The following is a 24530-nucleotide window of genomic DNA, read 5'->3' as shown; positions in this document are numbered from 1 at the left end:
TGAACGCGTTGCCCAGACGATTTTCGCCGGCAAGCCGGCTCCTACAGGGCGCGCGTACGCCTTTGATCTTCACCACTCATCAGGCCGAGCGTTAGCTCGCCTTCAGCTTTTGATCTGAGCGCCCCCTCGAGAGGCCGAGCGCAGGTTCTGCGCAGTGGGCAACCCGGCATGGATGCCGGGTTAGCCGCCCCCGGCCATGGATGGCCGATGGCGGCGGGCCCACGGAGCAGGACCGGAGCGAGGGTATGCCGAGCCTTAGCGAGCCACCGAACGAAAGGGGCAAGAGCCCTTGGTTACTTGGGGCTCTTCCAAGTGACTCGCCGTAAGGGCGAAACCAATAGAAGCCGTTACCGCAGCAACGGATATGTACTCAATTCGTTTGATCGAACAGGGTGTCAATACACCCAAACCTCAACCCGCCGATTCTTGATCCGCCCCTCATCCGCACTATTGGCCGCCACCGGCATCTCGGCGCCAAAACCGCGAATCTCGCGAAACACCACGCCGCTTTTCACCAACTCCCGCCGCACCGCCATGGCCCGCAATTTCGACAGCAGGTCAGCCCGCGCCGGATCGCTCTTGGCATCGCCAAACCCCACCAACGTCACCTGCCGGTTGGTTTTCTGGTTCTGCTGAAGGTAATCAAGCACCCGCGTCAGATCCTGTCGGGCCTTGTTGTCCAGCGTTGCGCTGCCTTCCTCGAAACGAAAATTCACGGTCAAGCGCTGGGCGTGGCGACTGAGCGCCTGATAACCCTCGGGCATCAATGCATTGGGCGTAACGGCCATCGCCTGGACGGTCTGGGCAATAAACCCGTTGGCCGCAACGATGGCCTGACCGTTGCTGCTTTGCGCAAACGCCACCAATGCTTCGGCCCAGGGGTTTTTGGCGTTGGGCGGCAGGTAAAAGAACAACCGCCGCGACAATGGATAGTCTTCCGTGGCGATCAGGCTGTTGAGCGGCGGCATGGCCTGGGATTGGCCATCGACGATCGCTACGGCTTTAGCCTGACGCACGTAGGGCAGGCCGATAAAACCGATGCCTTGCGGATCGAGGCTGACCGCGTCGGACAACTGCTCGCTGGATTCGAAACGTTTCGCTGCGCTGTTCAGCGTTTTCCCACGACGGCTGAGCACCACTTCCTTAAACGTGTCGTACGTGCCCGATTGGTCATCCCGCGCATACAGGTGAATGGTCCCACCGCTGCCGCCGAGTTCTTCCCAGGTTTTCACTTCGCCGCTGAAGATTTGCGCCAGTTGTTCGGTGTTGAGTTGATTCAGCGGGTTTTGCGGATGAAGGATGATTGCCAGGCCGTCGATGGCGATCACCTGCTCGGCGCCGGGGCTCTTCAGGTCGCCGAGGGATTGCAGGGCCAGCAGTTCGCTGTCCTTGATCGGGCGCGAAGAGGCGGCGAGGTCCGCCGTGGCGTTTTTCAGGGCGGTGAAACCGGTGCTGGAACCGTGGGCCGCGATGTCCACCATAACCCGGCGGCCCTGAGCGGTTTCACCGACCACGCGCAATTCGTTGGCTTTGTCCGGGGTTTCGCTGTGGACCTTGAACAAGCCTTGCTCGCGCATCAAGCCCTCGACCAGCGCCGGGCCCAATGCCGCGCCAATGGTGTTGGAACCCTGGATGCGCAACACCGGTCCCTGTTTGGGCGTCGGCAAGTCACCGGCCGACGCGGTGATTGGCAACCCGGCGCACAGCATTAACAGGAAGAAAACGCGCAGCGTCATGCCGGCACCTTTAAAGAACAAAGAAAGTGCCGGGAGATTAAGTCAGTAAGGTTTCTGAAAGATGACAAATAGAAAGATCGCAGCCTGCGGCAGCTCCTACAGGACTGGTACATCCGTGTAGGAGCTGCCGCAGGCTGCGATCTTTTGCTTTTAGCTCAACTCAAGCCAGATCGGCGCGTGGTCCGATGGTTTTTCCATCCCGCGCAGCTCGTAATCCACACCGGCATCCTTCACGCGCGGCAACAAGCCGTGGGACGCCATGATCACGTCAATCCGCAGCCCGCGCTTCGGTTCATCCTCAAAGCCACGGCTGCGGTAGTCGAACCAGCTGAATCGGTCGGCCACGTCCGGGTTCAGGTGGCGGAAGCTGTCCACCAGGCCCCAGTTCTTCAGGCGTGCCATCCACTCGCGTTCTTCCGGCAGGAAGCTGCATTTACCGGTTTTCAGCCAGCGCTTCATGTTGTCCGGGCCGATACCGATGTCGCAGTCTTCCGGGGAAATGTTCACATCGCCCATCACCACCAGCGGCTGTTCGTTGCTGAACTGGCTTTCCAGCAGGTGCTGCAGATCGTTGTAGAAACGTTCCTTGGCCGGGAATTTGGTCGGATGGTCGCGGCTTTCACCCTGTGGGAAATAGCCGTTCATGATGGTCACCGGCACGCCATTGGCATCAGCGAAGGTGCCCCAGATGAAGCGGCGCTGGGCGTCTTCTTCATCGGTGACGAAACCTTTGTGCAGTTCCAGCGGTTCCTTGCGCGAGAGCAGGGCGACGCCGTAGTGACCTTTCTGCCCGTGGAAATACACGTGATAGCCCAGCGCCTGGATCTCGGCCAGCGGGAATTGATCGTCGTGGACCTTGGTTTCCTGCAGGCCGATCACGTCCGGCTGATGCTTTTCGATCAGCGCCGCCAGCTGATGAGGACGAGCGCGCAGCCCGTTGATGTTGAAGGAGACGATCTTCATGGTCGGCAGTCCTGGCAAAAGGGCGATGCTAGCTGACCTGTGGGATTGGGGCCAGTGTGGGGTGAGGGGATTCGCGGTGTTCTGTCAGATCTTCATTGGCAGTCCCGGCCTCTTCGCGGGCAAGCCTCGCTCCTACAGGAGCGGTGCCCTACACAAAATATGTGAACCTGTAGGAGCGAGCGGTGCGACGATTCGACTTGCCCGCGAAGAGGCCAGTTCAGTCGATGAAGATCCTGACTTGGTCTATACCTGTCTGGGGAACTGTAAAGCCACCCAAACGCTCGTACCAATAAGAGCGCAGCCACCCGAGCCGCGCCGGGGAGAATGACCGTTATGCCCGAAACCTCGACCGTCATCGCCGATATCCACATGCTCGACAGCGGCTACTCCCGCGAAGCCCGCTCCCTGTTGTACCAGGCCTACCGCCATGAACCGACCTTCGGTTACCTCTTCGAAGCCGAACGCCCCGGTTATGAACAGCGTGTACGCGCCACCGTGCGGGAACTGGTCAAGCAACACTTTCTTCAGGATTTGCCGGCCATCGGCCTGCTGGTCAACGACCGCTTGATCGGTATCGCGCTGATCGCGCCGCCGCAACGACGCCTGGGCATCACTGAAAGCTGGGCGTGGCGCCTGCGGATGGTGCTCAGCACCGGGTTTCGCTGCACCCGCCGCTACCTCGAATACCACGACGCGGTGATGGCCTGCGTGCCGTCCGATTCGGTGCACCTGCTGCCCTTGCTGGGGGTTCACCCGCAATTTCAGGGCAAGCACTTCGGCGAACAACTGCTGCAGGCGGTCCATAACTGGTGCGCGGTCGATGAGCATTCCCAGGGTGTAGTCCTCGATACCGGGAATCCGCGTTATCTGGAGTTCTATAAACGTCAGGGCTACGAGGAAATCGGTGAAGTGGCGGTAGGACCGATCCGCGAGCACGTGTTTTTCCACGCCAACCCACAGGTGCTGCAAACCGCCACGGCATAAAACGGTAGAACTTTCGCGGGGCGCGAGGCTCTATCACGCTCCCACGCTCGTGATAGCATCCGCGCCTATGAAGTTTCCAGGAAGAATTACCAGCGGCGTGCTGATGCTGATCACCAGCTGCGCGGCGCTGGCGCAAAGTGAATTGGATGTGCGGATCAAACCGTCCAACGATGAACTGAAGGCCAATATAGAGGGCTATATCGGCAGCCTCGGCGATCGTGACGAGGAGGCCTTGTTGCGCTTCAGTCGTGGCGCCGAAGAACAGGCGCGCAAGGCCGCCCAGGCCTTGGGTTATTACCAGCCACAGATCGACACGGACGTGAAGGGCGGCAAGACACCGCGCCTGGTCATGAACATCGATCCCGGCGAGCCTGTGCATTTGCGCAATGTCACTATTCGCATCGACGGCCCTGCGGCCTCCCTCAAAACCTTTCGTGTGCCCAAAAGCAATGCGCTGAAAACCGGCGCGGTGCTCAATCATGGCCGCTACGAAGACGCCAAGCGGCTGATCCAGAACCAGGCTTCGCGTTACGGTTTCTTCAGCGGTTATTTCACCCGGCAGAAACTGGCGGTCGACCCGCGAGCCGGCGTTGCCGACATCGAACTGATCTACGAAAGCGGCCCGCGTTACACCTTGGGTAAAGTCAGTTTCGAAGGCGATACGCCGTTCGACGAAGAGTTGCTGCAACGCATGGTGCCGTTCAAGGCGGGTGAGCCCTATGACTCCGAACTGATCGCCGAACTGAATCAGAATCTGCAGGCAAGCGGGTACTTCGAAGGCGTGCGCGTCGACGCCGCGCCGACGGCGTCCAAGAACGATGTGATCCCGGTGGACGTCAAGCTCGACACCCGCAAGCCGCGGACCATGGGCCTCGGCCTGGGCTATTCCACAGACGTCGGCCCACGGGTCAAGGCCAACTGGACCCGGCACTGGGTCAACCCTCAAGGCCACAGCTATGGCTGGGAAACCGAAGTCTCGGCGCCACGGCAAAACGTCGGGCTGTTCTATGACATTCCGCTGGACCCGCCACTGACCGACAAACTGCGTTTCGCCGGTGGTTATCAGAGCGAAGAAATCGCCGACAAGGACAGCCTGAGTAAACTCCTGACCCTGGGCCCCGAATGGCACAGCAAGTTGCCCAGCGGCTGGCAGCGGGTGGTGTCGCTGAAATGGCAGCGCGAAGAATATCGACTCGGCGATGACTCGGGGCTGAGCAATCTGCTGATGCCCGGCGTCAGCTATTCCTACCTGAAAAGCGACAACCGCATCGACCCGCACAACGGCTATCGCCTGCAGTTCGAAACCAAAGTGGCCAAGGAAGGCTTGGGTTCCGACAACAACCTGCTTTACGGCACCGCGCTGGTCAAAGGCCTGACCACGGTGTTCGATAAACACCGTTTCCTCGGTCGGGTGCAGGTGGGTGGCAGTGCCACCAATGGCTACAAATCGGTGCCGCCGTCGCTGCGCTTCTTCGCCGGTGGCGATCAGAGCGTGCGCGGTTACGACTACCAGAGCCTGTCCCCGGAAAACTCCGACGGCGACCGCATCGGTGGTCGCTACATGATTGCCGGCAGCGTCGAGTATCAATACTCCATCGCCGAAAAATGGCGGGTCGCAACGTTCGTCGACCAGGGCAACTCCTTCAACAAACTCGAACTGCCCGACCTCAAGACCGGCGTCGGTATCGGCGTGCGCTGGGTGTCACCGGTGGGGCCGATTCGCCTCGACCTGGCCCACGCGATGGACGACGACGGCGGCATACGACTGCACTTTTCCATGGGGCCTGAGCTGTGAAGCGTGGTTTGAAAGTAACGCTGCTGACGATTCTGGCGCTGCTGATGCTGGTGCTGCTGACCGTGACCACGGTGCTGGGCACCGCGACGGGCAGCCGCTGGGCGCTCGGCTTTGTGCCGGGTTTGACGGTCGAGAATTTCCAGGGCCGTCTGGGCGGTCAGTGGAGCGCCGATCATCTGGTCTGGCAGCAGGACACCAGCCGGGTTGAGCTGAGCAAGGTGATTTTCGCCTGGTCGCCGTTGTGCCTGACGCGCATGGCCCTGTGCATCGGGCAACTGAAAACCGATCAGGTCAGCCTGCAATTTCCACCGGGTCCTGAAGAGCAGAGCAGCGGACCAATCACCTTGCCGGATCTGAAATTGCCACTGGCCATCGAGCTGGGCGACGTGCAGGTCGGCAGCTTGCTGTTCAACGGCAGCGAAGAACTCAAAGGCCTGCAACTGGCGGCGCACTGGACCGAGCAGGGGATGCAGATCGACTCGGTGCAACTGCAACGCGACGACCTCAGCCTGAATCTGTCCGGCCTCCTGCAACCCAACGGCAACTGGCCGCTCAAGGCTGAGGGCAAACTGACCCTGCCGGCGCCCGAGCCCTGGGCGCTGACGCTGAAAATAAACGGCGACCTGCTGAAAACCCTGAAGCTCACCGCCGACAGCAGCGGTTACCTGAACGGCCAACTGACCGGCGAGTTGCAGCCGCTGGTGGACAACCTGCCGGCCAAGGTGCGGATCGTCGCCGACGGCTTCAAACCCAGTGCGGACCTGCCGGACACCCTGCAATTCAATCAGCTTGAACTGACCGGTGACGGCGACCTGAAAAATGGCTACCAGTTGCGCGGCAACGCCACGCTGCCCGCTGAGCAAGGCCCGGTTGCACTGATGCTGCAAGGCAAAGTCGACGCCAACGGCGCGCAGATCGCCGCGCTGGACCTGACCGCCAACGACAAGCAAAGTCTCAAACTCACGGGTGTTCTGGACTGGAGTAAAGGCCTGAACGCCACGGCGAAAATCGACTGGCTGGATTTCCCCTGGCACCGGCTCTATCCGCTGATCGACGAACCTGAAGTGGCGTTGCGCAGCTTCAACGGCGAAGTCTCTTACACCGACGGCAAATACCTCGGCAACTTCAAGGCTGCACTGGATGGTCCGGCCGGGGCGTTCAGCCTGAGCAGTCCGTTCGCCGGCGACCTGACGAAAATCTACCTGCAACAAATCCAGCTCGAAGCCGGGCAGGGCAAGGCCGAAGGCCACCTGAACCTGCAGTTTGCCGATGGCATTGCCTGGGACACCGCACTGGACCTGTCGGCCATCAACCCGGCGTATTGGGTCGCGGAATTGCCGGGCACCCTGGCCGGACCGCTGCGCAGCAAAGGCGAGATGAAGAATGAACAACTCAGCCTGAACGCGGACCTTGATCTGAAGGGCAAACTGCGTGGCCAGCCGGCCATCCTGCAAGCCAAGGCCGATGGTAGCGGCGAGCAATGGAACCTCACTGCGCTGCAAATCCGCCTCGGTGACAACAGCATCACCGGCAAAGGCAGCCTGCAACAGAAACTCGCCGGTCAGATCGACATCAAGCTGTCGCGCCTGGCGCAGCTGTGGCCGCAACTGCGCGGCCAGCTCAATGGTCGCGTCGATGTCGCCGGCACGCTCAAGGCGCCGCAAGGCAAGCTCGGGCTGCAAGGCACGCAACTGGCGTTCGAAGACAATCGCCTGCAAAGCCTGAACCTCGACGCGACCCTCGACAGTGCGCAACGGGCGAAAATCGATTTCAAGGGCTCGGGCATTCAGGCCGGCGACACGTCGCTGGGCACGCTGACGGCCAGCGGTCAGGGCGATATCAAAAACCAGAAACTGACACTCGACCTGCAAGGCCCGCAACTGAAACTGGCCCTGGGCCTCGACGGCAATCTGGACAAAGGCAACTGGCGCGGACGTTTGGCCAGCGGTGACATTCAGGCCGGTGGCCAGGACTGGAAGCTGCAAAACCCGGCGAAACTCGAACGGCTGGCGGACGGCAAAATCAACTTCGGCGCCCATTGCTGGATGTCCGGCCCGGCCAGTCTTTGCGGTGAAGACCAGCGCCTGATGCCGGAACCGAAGTTGCGTTATCACCTCAAGCAATTCCCGATTGAAAGCCTTGCGCAATGGCTGCCGAAGGATTTCGCCTGGAAGGGCCGGCTCAACGCCGATCTGCAACTGGACCTGCCGGCCAGCGGCCCGAACGGCCAGATCAGCCTCGATGCCAGCGGCGGCACCCTGCGCATCAAGGAAAAGGATCAGTGGCTGGACTTCCCCTACCAGACCTTGAAACTCACCAGCAAACTCACGCCCAAGCGCATCGACACCGACCTCAACTTCGTCGGCGGCAAGCTCGGCGAATTGAGTGTGCAGGCGCAGATCAATCCATTGCCGAAGAACAAACCGCTGACCGGCGCGTTCCGCCTCAATGGCCTTGACCTGTCCGTGGCGCGACCGTTTGTGCCGATGGTCGAGAAGCTCACCGGACGCCTGAATGGCAGCGGCACGATTTCCGGTGGGCTGCTGGCGCCTTTGGTCAACGGCAATCTGTTGCTCAGCGACGGCGAGATTTCCGGCCCTGAATTGCCGATGGACCTTGAAGCGTTGCAGCTTCAAGCGCTGATCGCCGGCGAAACCGTGCAGTTGAACGGTGGCTGGAAAAGCGGCAAGAGCGGGCAGGGCAGCTTGACCGGCAGCATCGCCTGGGGTCAGGCGCTGGTGGTGGACCTGGCGCTCAAAGGCACGCAATTGCCGGTCACTGTCGAACCGTACGCCAAGCTCGAAGTGGCGCCGGACTTGAAGATTTCGATGAAGGGCGACGAGCTGGCCATCGCTGGCAAAGTGCTGGTGCCGAAAGGCGAAATCACCGTGCGCGAGTTGCCGCCGTCGACGGTCAAGGTCTCTGATGACACGGTGATCATTGGCGCGCAGACCGAAGAGGGCAAACCGCCGCTGGCGATGAAAATGGACATCGACGTGGCGGTCGGCGAAGACAAACTCAGCTTCGCCGGGTTTGGCCTGACCGCCAACCTGCAAGGGCACGTGCACATCGGCGACAACATGGACACCCGCGGCGAGCTGTGGCTCAACGACGGGCGTTATCGGGCCTACGGCCAGCGGCTGACGGTGCGCCGGGCGCGCTTGCTGTTTGCCGGCCCGATCGATCAGCCGTACCTGGACATCGAGGCGATTCGCCAGACCGACGACGTCATCGCCGGTATTCGCCTGAGCGGCAGCGCCGAGCAGCCGACCACGCAGATATTCTCCGAACCGGCGATGAGCCAGGAACAGGCCTTGTCCTATCTGGTGCTCGGGCGTCCGCTGAGCACCACCGGTGAAGACAACAACATGCTGGCGCAGGCCGCGCTGGGGTTGGGCCTGATGGGCAGTGCCGGGGTGACCGGCAAACTGGCCAGCGATCTGGGGATTCAGGATTTCCAGCTCGATACCGAGGGCAGCGGCAATACGACGAGTGTGGTCGCCAGCGGCAATATCTCCGAGAAGCTCAGCCTGCGTTATGGCGTTGGCGTGTTTGAGCCGGCCAACACCATTGCCCTGCGCTACAAGCTGAGCAAGAAGGTGTACCTCGAAGCGGCGGGTGGCGTGGCCAGTTCGCTGGATATCTTTTACAAGCGGGATTTCTAGGTCCCGTCCTTTCCGAAACCGAGTTGCTGCCATCGCGAGCAGGCTCGCTCCCACAGTGGATTTGTGTACACCGCAGAACCAATGTGGGAGCGAGCCTGCTCGCGATGGCGTCAGCGTGTTCACCACAAAAACCCGCACCATTTATCCATCTAATACAAAGCAACCTAACTATTACGTTGACATTGGCTGCCTAGGCAGTAACATCTCGACATACATTCTCTGCCTAGGCAGCTAATTGGTGGTCAGATGAAACATTTCACCCCGGACGAATTCAAGAACTGCCATCTCGGTCTCCTGCTCGGGCGCGCCGCGCTGCTCAAGGACCGGATCATCGACACGCACATGGAGCCCCACGGCATCACCGCCGCGCAGTTCAAAGTGCTGATCATCATCGCCCAATACGGCGTCGATACCCCGGCCGAGCTGTGCCGGCACCTGTCACTCGACAGCGGTTCGATGACCCGCATGCTCGATCGTCTGGAACAGAAAGGTTTCCTCGCCCGCCAACGCTCCGAAGCGGACCGCCGTCAGGTGCAGCTTGTGTTGACTGAGCAAGGCCAGCAGTTGGCTGACCGCTTGCCGGTGATCGGCGCCGACGCGATGAACGAACTGGCCGGTGCGATCACTCCGGATGAGCTGAAAACCCTGGAACAGATCCTGAAGAAAATTTTGGTGGCAGCCGGTGACTCGATCACGCTGCTGCGGGTAGGTGACAAATGAGCAGCAAAACCTTGCGCGCCGGCCTGAGCCTGGTGCTCGCGGCCATGACCCTGGCCGGTTGCGCCAGCTACAGCGGCCTGACCACCGAAGGCAAAAGCCTCGATGCGAAAACCCTCAAGGCCGGGCAATCCCTCAGCGGCGTGACCCTGTCGCCTGCGGCCTGGCCGAAAAGCGACTGGTGGAAAAGCCTCGGCGACCCGCAGCTCGACGGTCTGATTCGCGAAGCCCTGCACGACAGCCCCGACATGCAGATCGCCGACGCCCGCGCCCATCAGGCCAGTGCCGCTGCGTATGCCGCCGACGCTGCGCGGATGCCGACCCTCGATGCCAGCGCCGGCGTCAGCCGTTCGCGTCTGGCCCGGGATCAAGACCCGAGAGGCGAGGGCGATGCCTACTCGACCGTGCGCAACATCGGTGCCAGTTTCAACTACAACTTCGACCTCTGGGGCGGTCAGCGCGACGCCTGGGAAGCCGCGTTGGGCCAGGCCCGCGCTGCCGAAGTCGATCAGCAGGCCGCGCAGTTGACGCTGTCTGCCGACGTCGCCCGCGCCTACAGCGATCTGGGGCAGGCGCACATCGTTTATGACCTCGCCAACGAAGACCTCAAGCGCACCCGGCAAATGCTCGACCTGAGCCAGCGTCGCCTGAGTTCCGGGATCGACAGCCAGTACCAGTTCCAGCAAACCGAAAGCCTGGAAGCCACGTCTGAAGCCAGCCTGATCGACGCCGAGAAACGCCTGCAAAGCGCGAAAATCGCCTTGGCGGTCTTGCTTGGCAAAGGCCCGGATCGCGGCAACGAAATCGCCCGGCCGAAGATTTTACAGGCCAGCGCCGTCGCATTGCCGTCGGTCCTGCCCGCCGAGTTGCTCGGTCGTCGTCCCGATCTGGTGGCCGCGCGCTGGCGGGTCGAGGCGGCCAGCAAGAACATCGACGCCGGCAAGACCCGGTTCTATCCCAACCTGAACCTCAGCGCGGCGGCCGGTGCCGAATCGTTGCTGGGTGATGCGATGTTCGGGTCGGCCAGTCGATTCTTCAACATCGCACCGACCATTTCCCTGCCGATTTTCGACGGCGGCCGCCTGCGCGCCGACCTCGATGCCCGCGACGCCGATTACGACCTCGCCGTTGCGCAGTACAACAAAAGCCTGGTGAAAGCCCTCGGTGATGTCAGCGACACCATCAACCAGTTGCGTGACATCGGCCGGCAGATCGGCGCTCAGCAGCACGCCACCGACATTGCCCAGGATTCTTACAACACCGTGGTCCAGCGGTACGGTTCCGGCATCGGCAACTACCTGGACGTGCTCAGCATCGAGCAGCAATTGCTCCAGGCCCAGCGTCAGCTGGCCAACCTGAATGCCGAGCAGATCGACCTGTCGATCCAACTGATGCAGGCGCTGGGCGGCGGTTTTCAGGGCGAAACCCTGACCGCGGCCAACGCAACCCCAGCCACGCAGCACAACTAATTCAAGGTAATGGTCATGGCCACTGCACAAAACACACAAACCTCCGGCAACCCGCAGGACACCAGCAACCCGCGCAAACGCAAAGTCATGCTGGTGGTCCTGGCCATCGTGGTGGTCCTCGCCGGTGTCGGCGTCTGGGGTTATCACGAATTCTTCGGGCGCTGGAACGAAAGCACCGACGACGCCTATGTGAACGGCAACGTGGTGGAAATCACGCCGCTGGTCACCGGCACCGTCGTGAGCATCGGCGCTGATGACGGCGACCTGGTCCATGAAGGCCAGGTGCTGGTGAATTTCGACCCGAACGACGCCGAAGTCGGTCTGCAAAGTGCCCAGGCCAACCTCGCTCGCACCGTGCGTCAGGTGCGCGGCTTGTACAGCAACGTCGACGGCATGAAAGCCCAGGTCAACGCCCAGCAGGCGGAAGTGCAGAAGGCTCAGGACAACTTCAATCGCCGGAAAAATCTCGCGGCGGGCGGGGCGATTTCCCAGGAAGAACTGTCCCACGCTCGCGATGACCTGACCTCGGCGCAAAACGCCCTGGCCAACGCCAAACAGCAACTGAAAACCACCAGCGCCCTGGTGGATGACACCGTGGTGTCGTCGCACCCGGACGTGATGTCGGCCGCCGCGCAACTGCGCCAGGCGTACCTGAACCATTCCCGCAGCACTCTGATTGCACCGGTGACCGGTTACGTCGCCAAGCGCTCGGTACAACTCGGTCAACGGGTCCAGCCGGGCACCGCGCTGATGGCGGTGATTCCGCTGGATCAGTTGTGGATCGACGCCAACTTCAAGGAAACCCAACTGCGCGACATGCGCATTGGCCAGCCGGTGGATATCCAGGCTGACCTGTACGGCAGCGACGTGAAATTCAGCGGCACCATCGACAGCCTCGGCGCGGGCACCGGCAGCGCGTTTGCCCTGCTACCGGCGCAGAACGCCACCGGGAACTGGATCAAGATCGTCCAGCGTGTGCCGGTGCGGATTCACATCAACGCCGAAGAACTGGCCAGGCACCCGTTGCGCGTGGGCCTGTCGACTCAGGTCGATGTGAACCTGCGCGACCAGAGCGGCCCGGTGCTGGCGCAACAGCCGCCGCAAAAGGCGTCGTTCAGCACCAGCGTCTACGACCGTCAGTTGGCCGAGGCCGACGCGATGATCACGCAGTTGATCCACGACAACAGCGCAGCGGTCAGCAAAACCGCGCAACGCTGATTCGCCATGACACCGACCCTGTGGGAGCGAGCCTGCTCGCGATGGATGTCAACGATAACGCGCGGCTGTCTGGATACCCGCGTTGTCTGGACCACCATCGCGAGCAAGCTCGCTCCTACACGGTCAGCTGCGTCTGTAACAGGCGCAGCGCCCATCAGGTTTCAAAGGATTCGCGATGAGCAATAACGCGTCTTTCACCCCGCCCAGCCTGCTGCTCAGCACCATCGGCCTGTCGCTGGCGACCTTCATGCAAGTGCTCGACACCACCATCGCCAACGTGGCGTTGCCGACGATTTCCGGCAACCTGGGCGTGAGTTCGGAGCAGGGCACCTGGGTGATCACCTCGTTTGCGGTGAGCAATGCGATTGCGCTGCCGCTGACTGGCTGGCTCAGTCGGCGCTTTGGCGAAGTGAAACTGTTTCTGTGGGCGACGATCCTGTTTGTGCTGGCTTCGTTTCTCTGCGGTATTTCCACCTCGATGCCGGAGCTGATTGGCTTTCGGGTGCTGCAAGGTCTGGTGGCCGGGCCGTTGTACCCGATGACCCAGACGCTGCTGATCGCGGTCTATCCCCCCGCCAGGCGCGGCATGGCCCTGGCGTTGCTGGCGATGGTCACGGTGGTGGCGCCGATTGCCGGGCCGATTCTGGGCGGCTGGATTACCGACAGTTATAGCTGGCCGTGGATCTTCTTCATCAACGTGCCAATCGGGGTTTTCGCGGTGATGGTGGTGCGTTCGCAGCTCAAGGCGCGGCCGGTGGTGACCAGTTATCAGCCAATGGATTACGTCGGTCTGATCACGTTGATCATCGGTGTCGGCGCGTTGCAGGTGATCCTCGACAAGGGCAACGACCTCGACTGGTTTGAATCGAATTTCATCCTCATCGGCGCGGCCATTTCCGCGATTGCGCTGGCGGTGTTCGTGATCTGGGAAATGACCGACAAACACCCGGTGGTCAACCTGCGCTTGTTCGCGTATCGCAACTTCCGCATCGGCACGATTGTGCTGGTGCTGGGTTACGCCGGGTTCTTCGGCATCAACCTGATCCTGCCGCAATGGCTGCAAACGCAGATGGGCTACACGGCAACGTGGGCCGGGCTGGCGGTGGCGCCGATCGGGATTCTGCCGGTGATCCTCTCGCCGTTTGTCGGCAAGTACGCGCACAAGTTCGACCTGCGGTTATTGGCGGGCCTGGCGTTCCTGGCGATTGGCCTCAGCTGCTTCATGCGCGCCGGGTTCACCAACGAAGTGGACTTCCAGCACATCGCCCTGGTGCAACTGTTCATGGGTATTGGCGTGGCGCTGTTCTTCATGCCGACCTTGAGCATTTTGATGTCGGACCTGCCACCGAGCCAGATTGCCGATGGCGCGGGCCTCGCGACGTTCCTGCGGACACTGGGCGGCAGTTTTGCGGCGTCGTTGACCACGTGGATCTGGATTCGTCGGGCGGATCAGCATCACGCGTACATGAGCGAGAGCATCAGCACCTACGAACCGGCGACCCGCGAGGCCCTGAATGCGCTGGGCGGTGCGAACAACCCGGCGTATGCGCAGCTCGATCATGTGCTGACCAGTCAGGCGTACATGCTCTCCACCGTGGATTACTTCACGTTGCTGGGGTGGGCGTTCATGGGGTTGATCGTGCTGGTGTGGCTGGCGAAACCACCGTTCGCGGCAAAGGCCGGGCCCGCGGCCTCCGGCCACTAGGCCCACCGCAGACGCCCTGTAGGAGCGAGGCTTGCCCGCGAAAGCGTCGTATCATTCAGCATTGATGTTGACTGACACGACGCCTTCGCGGGCAAGCCTCGCTCCTACAGGTGTTGTATTGCAAGTCCAGGTGTCGGCGGGAAATCAAACGGCGCCAACGCAAACCCGCTCTCATCCACCTGCAACGCCCAGCCCTGGCGATCCCAATCCCCCAGCACAATGCGCTTGGCCGCTTGCTCGCCAATCTGCAACTTGTGGATGGCCGGGCGATGGGTGTGCCCGTGGATCAGGGTTTTCACGCCATAGGCCTGCATCACCCGTGGCACTTCGTCCGGCGTGACATCGACAATGTCATTGGCCTTCATCCGCGTCTGCGCACGGCTTTCGCTGCGCAGTTTGCGCGCCAGTTTATGGCGGGTGCGCAATGGCAAGTGGCGCAGGATGAACAGGGTGATCGGGTTGCGCAGGTAACGACGCAGCTTCATGTAAGCCTCGTCGCGGGTGCAGAGGCTGTCGCCGTGCATCAAGAGCACCGGCTCGCCGTTGAACTGCACGACACTCGGGTCCTTCAGCAATGTACAACCGGCCTGTTTGCAAAAGGCCTGGCCGAGCATGAAGTCACGATTGCCGTGCATCAGAAAAATCGCCGTGCCGCTGTCGCTGAGGTCGCGCAGGGCCTGGCAGATGGAACGCTGGAAGGGCGTCATGGCATCGTCGCCAATCCACGCTTCGAAAAAGTCGCCGAGGATGTACAACGCACTCGCCGAGCGGGCGCGTCCGGCGAGCAAATCCAGAAACGCCCGGGTGATGTCCGGGCGCTCCTCTTCCAGATGCAAGTCTGAAATCAGCAATATCACTCAATGATCTCGGCTTTCTCGATGATCACGTCGTCTGCTGGTACGTCCTGGTGGCCGGCCTTGGAGGTGGTGGACACGCCTTTGATCTTGTCGACAACGTCGGTACCGGCGGTCACTTTGCCGAACACTGCGTAGCCCCAGCCCTGAACGTTCTTGCCGCTGTGGTTCAGGAAGCTGTTGTCAGCGACGTTGATGAAGAACTGGGCGGAAGCCGAATGCGGCTCCATGGTGCGGGCCATGGCGACGGTGTATTTGTCGTTGGAAAGACCGTTGTCGGCTTCGTTCTGGATGCTTGGGCGCTTGTCTTTCTTTTCTTTCATGCCTGGCTCGAAACCGCCGCCCTGGATCATGAAGTTACCGATGACGCGGTGGAAAACAGTGTTTTCGTAGTGACCGGCTTTAACGTACTCGATGAAGTTGGCCACGGTGATCGGGGCTTTCTCAGCGTTCAGTTCCAGGACGATGTCGCCGTGGTTGGTGGTCAGTTTGACTTGGGTCATGATCGGTACTCTTTCTGGGAATTCGTGGGTTTCAGGGCTGTCGAGCCCTCAACCGGTCCGGCCGATGTCGGCCAAGGTGCGCAGTTTAGCGCGACAGACGCCAATTTCGAGGCTGTTTTTCATTTGCATCCGATTAAATGCAGCCGTTTTCGGGCCTGTACTGTCAGCGACTTGACGGCTTCGGCTATGATAGCGGCTTTGTTTTATCAGGCCCGTGTTCCGGCCGCGCACTTGTACGTTCAAGGATCCTATGAGCAAGCCCACTGTCGACCCTACCTCGAATTCCAAGACCGGCCCTGCCGTGCCGGTCAATTTCCTGCGCCCGATCATCCAGGCGGACCTGGACTCGGGTAAGCACACGCAGATCGTCACCCGTTTCCCGCCTGAGCCCAACGGCTACCTGCACATCGGTCACGCCAAGTCGATCTGTGTGAACTTCGGTCTGGCCCAGGAGTTTGGCGGCGTCACCCACCTGCGTTTCGACGACACCAACCCGGCCAAGGAAGACCAGGAATACATCGACGCCATCGAAAGCGACGTCAAATGGCTGGGTTTCGAATGGTCCGGCGAAGTGCGCTATGCCTCGCAGTATTTCGACCAGTTGCACGACTGGGCCGTTGAACTGATCAAGGCCGGCAAGGCCTACGTTGACGACCTGAGCCCTGAACAAGCCAAGGAATACCGTGGCACTCTGACCGAGCCGGGCCGCAACAGCCCGTTCCGTGATCGCAGCGTCGAAGAAAACCTCGACTGGTTCGCTCGCATGCGCGCCGGCGAGTTCCCGGACGGCGCACGTGTGCTGCGGGCCAAGATCGACATGGCTTCGCCGAACATGAACCTGCGCGATCCGATCATGTATCGCATCCGTCATGCGCATCACCACCAGACCGGTGACAAGTGGTGCATCTACCCGAACTACGACTTCACCCACGGTCAGTCGGACGCCATCGAAGGCATCACCCACTCGATCTGCACCCTGGAGTTCGAAAGCCACCGTCCGCTGTACGAGTGGTTCCTCGAGAACCTGCCGGTGCCGGCGAACCCGCGCCAGTACGAGTTCAGCCGCCTGAACCTGAACTACACCATCACCAGCAAGCGCAAGCTCAAGCAGTTGGTCGATGAGAAGCACGTCAATGGCTGGGACGATCCGCGCATGTCCACGCTGTCCGGCTTCCGCCGCCGTGGCTACACCCCGGCGTCGATCCGCAATTTCTGCGACATGATCGGCACCAACCGTTCCGACGGCGTGGTTGACTTCGGCATGCTTGAGTTCAGCATCCGTCAGGACCTCGACGCGAACGCCCCGCGCGCCATGTGCGTCCTACGTCCGCTGAAGGTCGTGATCACCAATTACCCGGAAGACAAGGTCGACCACCTCGAACTGCCTCGTCACCCGCAGAAAGAAGAACTCGGCGTGCGCAAGCTGCCGTTCGCCCGTGAAATCTACATCGACCGCGATGACTTCATGGAAGAGCCGCCAAAAGGCTACAAGCGCCTGGAACCGGCTGGTGAAGTGCGTCTGCGTGGCAGCTATGTGATCCGTGCCGACGAAGCGATCAAGGACGCCGATGGCAACATCGTCGAACTGCGTTGCTCGTACGACCCGGAAACCCTGGGCAAGAACCCTGAAGGCCGCAAGGTCAAAGGCGTGATTCACTGGGTGCCGGCCGCGGCCAGCGTCGAGTGCGAAGTGCGTCTGTACGATCGCCTGTTCCGCTCGCCGAACCCTGAAAAGGCCGAAGACAGCGCCAGTTTCCTGGACAACATCAACCCTGATTCGCTGCAAGTACTCACTGGTTGTCGTGCTGAACCCTCGCTGGGCAATGCACAGCCGGAAGACCGTTTCCAGTTCGAGCGCGAAGGTTACTTCTGCGCGGATATCAAGGACTCGAAACCAGGTGCTCCGGTATTCAACCGTACCGTGACCTTGCGTGATTCGTGGGGCCAGTGATTCAAGGAACCTCTAACGTGCTTTCGATCTACAACACGCTCACCAAGAGCAAAGAAGTATTCAAGCCGCTGGATGGCAACAATGTGCGCATGTACGTCTGCGGGATGACCGTGTACGACTACTGCCACATTGGCCACGGCCGCAGCATGGTCGCGTTTGACCTGGTGACCCGCTGGTTGCGGTTCAGCGGTTATAACCTGACGTATGTGCGCAATATCACCGACATTGAAGACAAGATCATCAATCGGGCCAAGGAGAACGGCGAGCCGTTCGACGTGCTGACCGAGCGCATGATCACCGCGATGCACGAGGACGAGGCGCGCCTCAACATCCTCAAGCCGGACATGGAACCGCGGGCCACCGATCACATCGCTGGCATGCAGACCATGATCCAGACCCTGATCGACAAGGGTTACGCCTACGCACCGGGCAATGGCGACGTGTACTACCGCGTCGCCAAGTTCATGGGCTACGGCAAGCTGTCGCGCAAGAAGATCGAAGACCTGCGCATCGGCGCGCGGATCGAAGTCGACGAGTCCAAGCAGGACCCGCTGGACTTCGTGCTGTGGAAAGGCGCCAAGCCGGGTGAACCGAGCTGGCCATCGCCGTGGGGCGACGGTCGTCCGGGCTGGCACATCGAATGCTCGGTGATGTCGACCTGCTGCCTGGGCGAGACCTTCGACATTCATGGCGGCGGCAGCGACCTTGAGTTCCCGCACCATGAAAACGAAATCGCCCAGAGCGAAGCGGCCACCGGCAAGACCTACGCCAACGCGTGGATGCATTGCGGCATGATTCGCATCAATGGCGAGAAGATGTCCAAGTCCTTGAACAACTTCTTCACCATTCGCGACGTGCTGGAAAAGTACCACCCGGAAGTCGTGCGTTACCTGCTGGTGTCGAGCCACTACCGCAGCGCGATCAACTATTCGGAAGACAACCTCAAGGACGCCAAAGGCGCACTCGAGCGTTTCTACCATGCGTTGAAAGGCCTGCCGACTGTCGCGCCTGCTGGCGGCGAAGCGTTCGTCGAGCGCTTCACTCAGGTGATGAACGACGACTTCGGCACGCCGGAAGCCTGCGCGGTGCTGTTCGAGATGGTTCGCGAGATCAACCGTCTGCGTGAGAGCGATCTTGATGCGGCGGCAGGTCTGGCGGCGCGTCTGAAAGAGCTGGCGAGCGTGCTGGGTGTGTTGCAGCTTGAGGCCGATGACTTCCTGCAGGCCGGTGCCGAAGGGCGGGTTGATGCGGCTGAGGTTGATGCGCTGATTGCTGCGCGTCTGGCGGCACGTGCGGGTAAGGACTGGGCTGAATCCGACCGTATTCGCGATCAACTGACCGCGATGGGTGTGGTGCTGGAAGATGGCAAGGGTGGCACGACCTGGCGTCTGGCTGACTGATTGCTGCGTTTGTTACAAACAAAACCCGCCTTGTGCGGGTTTTTGTTTTTGGGGTGGGATTGATTCAGCGGTGACAGGGCTGACGTCTTCGCGGGCAAGCCTCGCTCCTACAGGGACCGCGTCGTTCACGGAGTTGGCGAACGGCACGGTCCCTGTAGGAGCGAGGCTTGCCCGCGAATGGTCTCAAACCGGGCGCCGCCGCTACGGATGCCCCATCATTCCGACTGGCGCAACCGCTTGTAAAGGGTATTGCGACTAACCCCCAACCGCCGCGCCAGATGGGAAATATTCCCCCCAGCCGCCTGCAACTGCCGATTCAAATCCTCCACATCATTCAAATCAACCGCCAGCGGCTCATCCACCTCCACCGGTTCCATCTCCAGATCGACAAAAAAATCATCCGGCAAATGCTCCGGCCGCACCGGTTGCTCTTCCGCCATGGCCAGCGCCACCTGCATCACGCTGCTGACCTGCCTTAAATTCCCCGGCCACGGATGACGGCCGAACAACTCCAGCACCTCACGGCTCAGCCCGGCCCACTGCGACGGTTCACGGTGTTGTTCCCACAAGCGTTTGAACAGCGCCTGCTTGTCGCTGCGTTCCCTGAGCGGCGGCAATTCCAGGGTCAAGCCGCCGATCCGGTAATACAGGTCTTCGCGAAACCGTCCCAACTGAACCTGCTCGCGCAACGAACGGTTAGTCGCCGAGATAATGCGGATATCCACCGGGAACAGCTCGCTGCTGCCCACCGGCTGCACGCAGCGTTCCTGCAAAACCCTTAATAGCCGGGCTTGGGTCGGCAATGGCATGTCGCCGATTTCATCGAGAAACAGCGTGCCTTTGTCGGCCTTGCGAATCAGCCCGATGCTGCCTTTCTGATTGGCACCCGTAAACGCGCCTTTCTCGTAGCCAAACAGCTCGGACTCCACCAGTTCGGCGGGGATCGCTGCACAGTTGACGGCAATGAATGGTTGTTTGCTGCGAGAACTGGCCTGATGCAGCGCCTTGACGAACACTTCCTTGCCGACCCCGGTTTCGCCGTGGATCAACAGCGGAATGTCTTTCTCCAGCAGGCGCTCGGCCTGGCGCACGGCTTTTTCCACACGGCTGTCGCCGAAGTGCAGGGTATTGAGGCTGATCGCGGCGGGTGCGGGTGCCGTCACGGCGGGCTCGGCGAACATTCTTGCCTGGATCGGTGCCTGTTTCGGCCGCTTCAACAGGCACTGGAAGCGGTTGCGCCCGGACGCCTGGAGGGAGAAGGGCAGGCCGTCCGGCTGATTCAGAAGTTCCAGCAATGAGACCTTGAACAGGCTTTCGACACTGACCCGCGACAGGCTGATGCCCAGCAGATTGTCGGCGCGGCGATTGGCTGAGAGCACCTGGCCGGTCTCATCGAAAATCAACAATCCCGCCCATTGGCTGTCGAGATTGTTCAACCCGGTATTGAACGTCAGTTGAAAGTGCTGGCCATGGAACAGGTTGAGGATCAGCCGGTTCTCCACGGTCTGGCTCATCATCTTGACCATGCCGAGGGTGTGGGACGGCGGCAGGTAACTGTCACTGGACACGTCCAGCACCGCGATGACCTTGCGTTCGGCATCGAAAATCGGCGCGGCGGAACCGGTCATGAAGCGGTTGGCCTTGAGGAAGTGTTCATCGTGCTCGATGTGCACCGCCTGCTCACAGGCCAGTGCGGTGCCGATCGCATTGGTGCCGCTGCAGCGCTCCATCCAGCTGGCGCCGGCGCTGAAGCCGCGGGTCAGGCTCGGCTCGATGAAGCGCTGGGTGCCCCAGGAGGTCAGGACCTGGCCCTGATTGTCGGCGAGCATGATCAGGCAATTGGAATTGCTGAGGATGTTTTCGTAGTAGGGCAGGACCTCCTGATGGGTGGTCTGCACCAATGAATGCTGGCTTTCCAGCAACTGCGCGATGTCCGCCGCCGGTAGCTGGTCGAATGCCGGGGCACTCTGATGATCGAGCCCGAACGCGCGGCAACGGGACCAGGAGTCCTGGATGATGGCGTCGTGGGACAAAACGGGGGCAGGTGCGGCCATTACAGTCAGCCTCTGAATAACGCTTTTATTGTTGTTATAGGTATTCCCCCTGTGGGAGCGAGCCTGCTCGCGATTACGGTGGGTCAGTCGAAATCAAATTGACTGACCCACCGTAATCGCGAGCAGGCTCGCTCCCACAGGTACTGCAATTCTGTGCCTGCGCCCTGTAGGAGCCAGGCTTGCCGGCGAAGGCGATTTCAAAGACGCCTTCGCCGGCAAGCCTGGCTCCTACAGGGACCGTGAACAGTCCGTAGAGTGTTGTTCACTATTGTTCATTGTCAACGGTTCGATTGTTCAATTGTTCAGCCGTCGTTGTTCATTTCTGTTCAGCAACGAAAGCGCTTCCACTGCTGTATCAAGGATTTCCAAACCAGATCAACCACTTGCAATTTCTGGCATGAAACTCGCTCTACTGCTCCGGTCGCTTGACTCCAATAATAAAAAGGCCGAGCCATGTCACTCACTCTGGAGCACGTCAGCCGCACCGTCGAGGGCCAGACCTGGATCGACGATGCGTGCCTGAGTTTCGAACCTGGATCTTTCAACGTTTTGCTTGGCCGCACGCTGTCCGGCAAAACCAGTCTCATGCGCCTGATGGCGGGCCTGGACAAGCCCGACAGCGGCCGCATCCTGATGAACGGCGTCGACGTCACCCAACGCCCGGTGCGTTTGCGCAACGTGTCGATGGTCTATCAGCAGTTCATCAACTACCCGACCATGACGGTGTTCGAGAACATCGCCTCGCCGCTGCGTCAGGCCGGCGTGTCCAACGAACTGATCCAGAGCAAAGTGCTGGAAACCGCGAAGATGCTGCGCATCGAGAAGTTTCTCCAGCGCTATCCGCTCGAGCTCTCCGGCGGTCAGCAACAGCGCACCGCGATGGCCCGGGCGCTGGTCAAGGACGCCGAGCTGATCCTGTTCGACGAGCCGCTGGTCAACCTCGACTACAAGTTGCGCGAAGAACTGCGCCAGGAAATGCGCGAGCTGTTCAAGGCGCGGCACACCATCGCCATCTACGCCACCACCGAACCCAACGAAGCGCTGGCGCTCGGTGGCACCACGACCATTCTTCACGAAGGCCGGGTGATCCAGAGCGGCAAGTCCTCCGAGGTCTATCACCAGCCGCAATCGGTGCTGGCCGCCGAGCTGTTCTCCGAACCGCCGATCAACCTGATGCCCGGGCGCATCGCCGGCAACGAAGTCAGCTTCGCCAATTTCGTGCACTTCCCGTTGAACGTCGATTTGCGTCCGGTGGGCGAAGGCGAGTTCCGCTTCGGCGTGCGTCCGAGCCATATCTCGCTGGTGCCGAGCAACGACGATGACCTCGAACTGGCAGTGACCGTCGAGGTCGCGGAGATCAGCGGCTCGGAAACCTTCCTCCACGTGCGCAACGAGCATTTCCTGCTGGTGCTGCATTTGCCCGGGGTTCACGAATACGACGTCGATGCGCCGATCCGCATCTATATCCCGACCCATAAACTGTTTGTGTTCGATGCGCAGGGGCGGCTGGTCCAGGCGCCCGGTCGCCGTATATCGAGGGTTGCCTGATGGCCGAAATCCGTTTGCAGAACCTCGCCCACAGTTACACGCGCACACCGAGCGGCCCCGAGGATTACGCGATCCGCGAGATGGATCACATCTGGGAGCAGGGCGGCGCCTATGCCTTGCTCGGCCCGTCGGGCTGCGGCAAATCGACCTTGCTCAACATCATTTCCGGGTTGCTCAGCCCGTCCCAGGGCCATGTCCTGTTCGATGGCAAAGCGGTCAACGACCTGACCCCGGAGAAGCGCAACATCGCTCAGGTTTTCCAGTTTCCGGTGGTCTACGACACCATGACGGTGTTCGATAACCTGGCCTTTCCGCTGCGCAATCAGGGCATGGCCGAAGCGAAAATTCACAGCAAGGTGCAGGAAATTGCCGAGGTCCTCGACCTCCAGGCGTTGCTGAGCAAGAAGGCGCGCAACCTCACCGCTGACGAAAAACAGAAAGTCTCGATGGGTCGCGGGCTGGTGCGCGATGACGTCTCCGCCATCCTCTTCGATGAGCCGCTGACGGTGATCGACCCGCACTTGAAGTGGAAGCTGCGGCGCAAGCTCAAACAGATCCACGAGCAATTCAACATCACCATGGTCTACGTCACCCACGATCAACTCGAAGCCTCGACCTTCGCCGACAAGATCGCGGTGATGTACGGCGGGCAGATCGTGCAATTCGGCACGCCACGGGAATTGTTCGAACGGCCGAGCCATACCTTTGTCGGTTATTTCATCGGCAGCCCGGGGATGAACCTGATCGACGTGCAGCCGCAACCGGGCGGTGTCGGTTTTGCCTCGACGCATTTGCCGTTGTCCGAGGCGCAACTGCAACGCATCGTCGGGTCCGAATGGAAAACCCTGAAGGTTGGCATCCGACCCGAGTTCGTACACGTGTGGGACGAACCGTTTGACGACGCGATGCAGGCAAAGGTCGTACACGTCGAAGACCTCGGCACCTACAAGATCATGACCCTGAACCTCGACGGCGTGACGTTGAAAGTGCGGTTGGCCGAAGACAAACCGGTGCCGGAGGGCACGGCGTACATCAGCTTTCCGGCGCAATGGTTGATGGTCTATGCCGATGATTACCTGCTGGAGGTGCTGCCATGAACAAGGTGCAGAACAACAAGGCCTGGTGGCTGGTGCTGCCGGTGTTTTTGCTGGTGGCGTTCAGTGCGGTGATCCCGATGATGACCGTGGTCAACTATTCGGTGCAGGACATCTTCGACCAGTCCAGCCGCTACTTCGTCGGCGCCGACTGGTACAAACAGGTGCTGCTCGACCCACGGCTGCACGACTCGCTGCTGCGACAGTTCATCTACTCCGGCTGCGTGCTGCTGATCGAAATCCCGCTGGGCATCGCCATCGCCCTGACCATGCCGACCAAGGGCCGCTGGTCTTCCCTGGTGCTGATCATCCTGGCGATTCCGCTGCTGATTCCATGGAACGTGGTCGGCACTATCTGGCAGATCTTCGGCCGGGCCGACATTGGCTTGCTTGGTTCGAGCCTCAACGCGATGGGCATCAACTATAACTATGCGGCCAACACCATGGACGCCTGGGTCACGGTGCTGGTGATGGACGTCTGGCACTGGACTTCGCTGGTGGCGCTGTTGTGTTTTTCCGGGCTGCGGGCGATTCCGGACGTGTATTACCAGGCGGCGCGGATTGATCGCGCATCGGCCTGGGCGGTGTTCCGACACATCCAGTTGCCCAAGCTCAAGAGCGTGCTGTTGATCGCGGTGATGCTGCGGTTCATGGACAGTTTCATGATCTACACCGAGCCGTTCGTGCTCACGGGCGGCGGGCCGGGCAATGCCACGACCTTCCTCAGCCAGACCCTGACGCAAATGGCCATCGGCCAATTCGACCTTGGCCCGGCGGCGGCGTTCTCGCTGGTGTACTTCCTGATCATCCTGTTGGTGTCCTGGCTGTTCTACACCGCCATGACTCACTCTGACGCCAACCGCTGAGGCCCACC

General features: G+C 60.9%; 17 protein-coding genes. 12 read left to right on the top strand and 5 right to left on the bottom strand.

Annotated features, from left to right (window positions below):
* Positions 1–395 precede the first annotated feature (395 nt).
* Together K5R88_RS10585 and xthA are read right to left on the bottom strand one after the other, a co-directional pair.
* Complete coding sequence (locus K5R88_RS10585) at positions 396–1736, bottom strand: substrate-binding domain-containing protein (protein ID WP_226299928.1); 1341 nt, start codon at positions 1734–1736, stop codon at positions 396–398.
* 150 nt (positions 1737–1886) lie between these two features.
* The gene (xthA, locus tag K5R88_RS10580) at positions 1887–2699 is read right to left on the bottom strand and encodes an exodeoxyribonuclease III (RefSeq protein WP_008045135.1); all 813 of its coding nucleotides are present in this window, start codon (positions 2697–2699) and stop codon (positions 1887–1889) included.
* A gap of 333 nt (positions 2700–3032) precedes the next feature.
* On the opposite strand from xthA, the gene K5R88_RS10575 reads away from it, so the two are divergent.
* From K5R88_RS10575 to K5R88_RS10545, 7 genes are all read left to right on the top strand, one after another.
* A complete protein-coding gene (locus K5R88_RS10575) occupies positions 3033–3683 on the top strand; it encodes a GNAT family N-acetyltransferase (RefSeq protein WP_008032790.1) in 651 nt (216 codons plus the stop codon).
* Between the two features lie 67 nt (positions 3684–3750).
* A complete protein-coding gene (locus tag K5R88_RS10570; RefSeq protein ID WP_032832898.1) occupies positions 3751–5478 on the top strand; it encodes an autotransporter assembly complex protein TamA in 1728 nt (575 codons plus the stop codon).
* Entirely contained in the window at positions 5475–9143 is a 3669-nt protein-coding gene (locus tag K5R88_RS10565; protein ID WP_226299927.1) for a translocation/assembly module TamB domain-containing protein, read from the top strand. Before K5R88_RS10570 ends, K5R88_RS10565 begins: the two co-directional genes overlap by 4 nt.
* Positions 9144–9389: 246 nt before the next feature.
* On the top strand, positions 9390–9863 hold the full coding sequence (locus K5R88_RS10560) for a MarR family winged helix-turn-helix transcriptional regulator (RefSeq protein WP_008032787.1): 474 nt from the start codon (positions 9390–9392) through the stop codon (positions 9861–9863).
* Positions 9860–11329, top strand: coding sequence for an efflux transporter outer membrane subunit (locus K5R88_RS10555; protein ID WP_207286672.1), 1470 nt, complete (start codon positions 9860–9862; stop codon positions 11327–11329). Before K5R88_RS10560 ends, K5R88_RS10555 begins: the two co-directional genes overlap by 4 nt.
* A gap of 15 nt (positions 11330–11344) precedes the next feature.
* Positions 11345–12547 (top strand): HlyD family secretion protein, encoded by a 1203-nt coding sequence (locus K5R88_RS10550; RefSeq protein ID WP_226299926.1) that lies wholly within the window; start codon positions 11345–11347, stop codon positions 12545–12547.
* A gap of 175 nt (positions 12548–12722) precedes the next feature.
* Positions 12723–14252 (top strand): DHA2 family efflux MFS transporter permease subunit, encoded by a 1530-nt coding sequence (locus tag K5R88_RS10545; protein ID WP_008032779.1) that lies wholly within the window; start codon positions 12723–12725, stop codon positions 14250–14252.
* Positions 14253–14356: 104 nt separating this feature from the next.
* Here the strand turns inward: K5R88_RS10545 and lpxH are convergent, their stop codons facing one another.
* Positions 14357–15109 carry a UDP-2,3-diacylglucosamine diphosphatase gene (gene lpxH / locus K5R88_RS10540; RefSeq protein ID WP_207286675.1) on the bottom strand — a complete coding sequence of 251 codons (753 nt, stop codon included), beginning with the start codon at positions 15107–15109 and terminating at the stop codon, positions 14357–14359.
* Positions 15106–15609: a peptidylprolyl isomerase gene (locus K5R88_RS10535; RefSeq protein ID WP_008032775.1), complete on the bottom strand. Its 504-nt coding sequence runs from the start codon at positions 15607–15609 to the stop codon at positions 15106–15108. The genes lpxH and K5R88_RS10535 overlap by 4 nt, the downstream gene beginning before the upstream one ends.
* Before the next feature lie 250 nt (positions 15610–15859).
* Between K5R88_RS10535 and K5R88_RS10530 the strand changes: the two genes are divergently transcribed.
* The gene (locus K5R88_RS10530) at positions 15860–17560 is read left to right on the top strand and encodes a glutamine--tRNA ligase/YqeY domain fusion protein (RefSeq protein ID WP_192227324.1); all 1701 of its coding nucleotides are present in this window, start codon (positions 15860–15862) and stop codon (positions 17558–17560) included.
* Positions 17561–17577: 17 nt separating this feature from the next.
* The gene (gene cysS, locus K5R88_RS10525; RefSeq protein ID WP_008032770.1) at positions 17578–18960 is read left to right on the top strand and encodes a cysteine--tRNA ligase; all 1383 of its coding nucleotides are present in this window, start codon (positions 17578–17580) and stop codon (positions 18958–18960) included.
* A 215-nt stretch (positions 18961–19175) separates the two neighbouring features.
* Here the strand turns inward: cysS and K5R88_RS10520 are convergent, their stop codons facing one another.
* Complete coding sequence (locus K5R88_RS10520) at positions 19176–21014, bottom strand: sigma-54-dependent Fis family transcriptional regulator (protein ID WP_226299925.1); 1839 nt, start codon at positions 21012–21014, stop codon at positions 19176–19178.
* 453 nt (positions 21015–21467) lie between these two features.
* Between K5R88_RS10520 and K5R88_RS10515 the strand changes: the two genes are divergently transcribed.
* From K5R88_RS10515 to K5R88_RS10505, 3 genes are read left to right on the top strand one after another with little or no spacing between them, the layout of a single operon-like run.
* Positions 21468–22562 carry an ABC transporter ATP-binding protein gene (locus K5R88_RS10515; protein ID WP_008032765.1) on the top strand — a complete coding sequence of 365 codons (1095 nt, stop codon included), beginning with the start codon at positions 21468–21470 and terminating at the stop codon, positions 22560–22562.
* Positions 22562–23659: an ABC transporter ATP-binding protein gene (locus K5R88_RS10510; RefSeq protein WP_226299924.1), complete on the top strand. Its 1098-nt coding sequence runs from the start codon at positions 22562–22564 to the stop codon at positions 23657–23659. The genes K5R88_RS10515 and K5R88_RS10510 overlap by 1 nt, the downstream gene beginning before the upstream one ends.
* Complete coding sequence (locus tag K5R88_RS10505) at positions 23656–24522, top strand: carbohydrate ABC transporter permease (RefSeq protein ID WP_008032762.1); 867 nt, start codon at positions 23656–23658, stop codon at positions 24520–24522. The genes K5R88_RS10510 and K5R88_RS10505 overlap by 4 nt, the downstream gene beginning before the upstream one ends.
* Positions 24523–24530: the final 8 nt, after the last annotated feature.

The sequence above is a fragment of the Pseudomonas sp. MM213 genome, from assembly GCF_020423045.1.
In the GTDB taxonomy this organism is placed as follows: domain Bacteria; phylum Pseudomonadota; class Gammaproteobacteria; order Pseudomonadales; family Pseudomonadaceae; genus Aquipseudomonas; species Aquipseudomonas migulae.
This window is presented reverse-complemented; position numbering and strand designations above follow the sequence as displayed.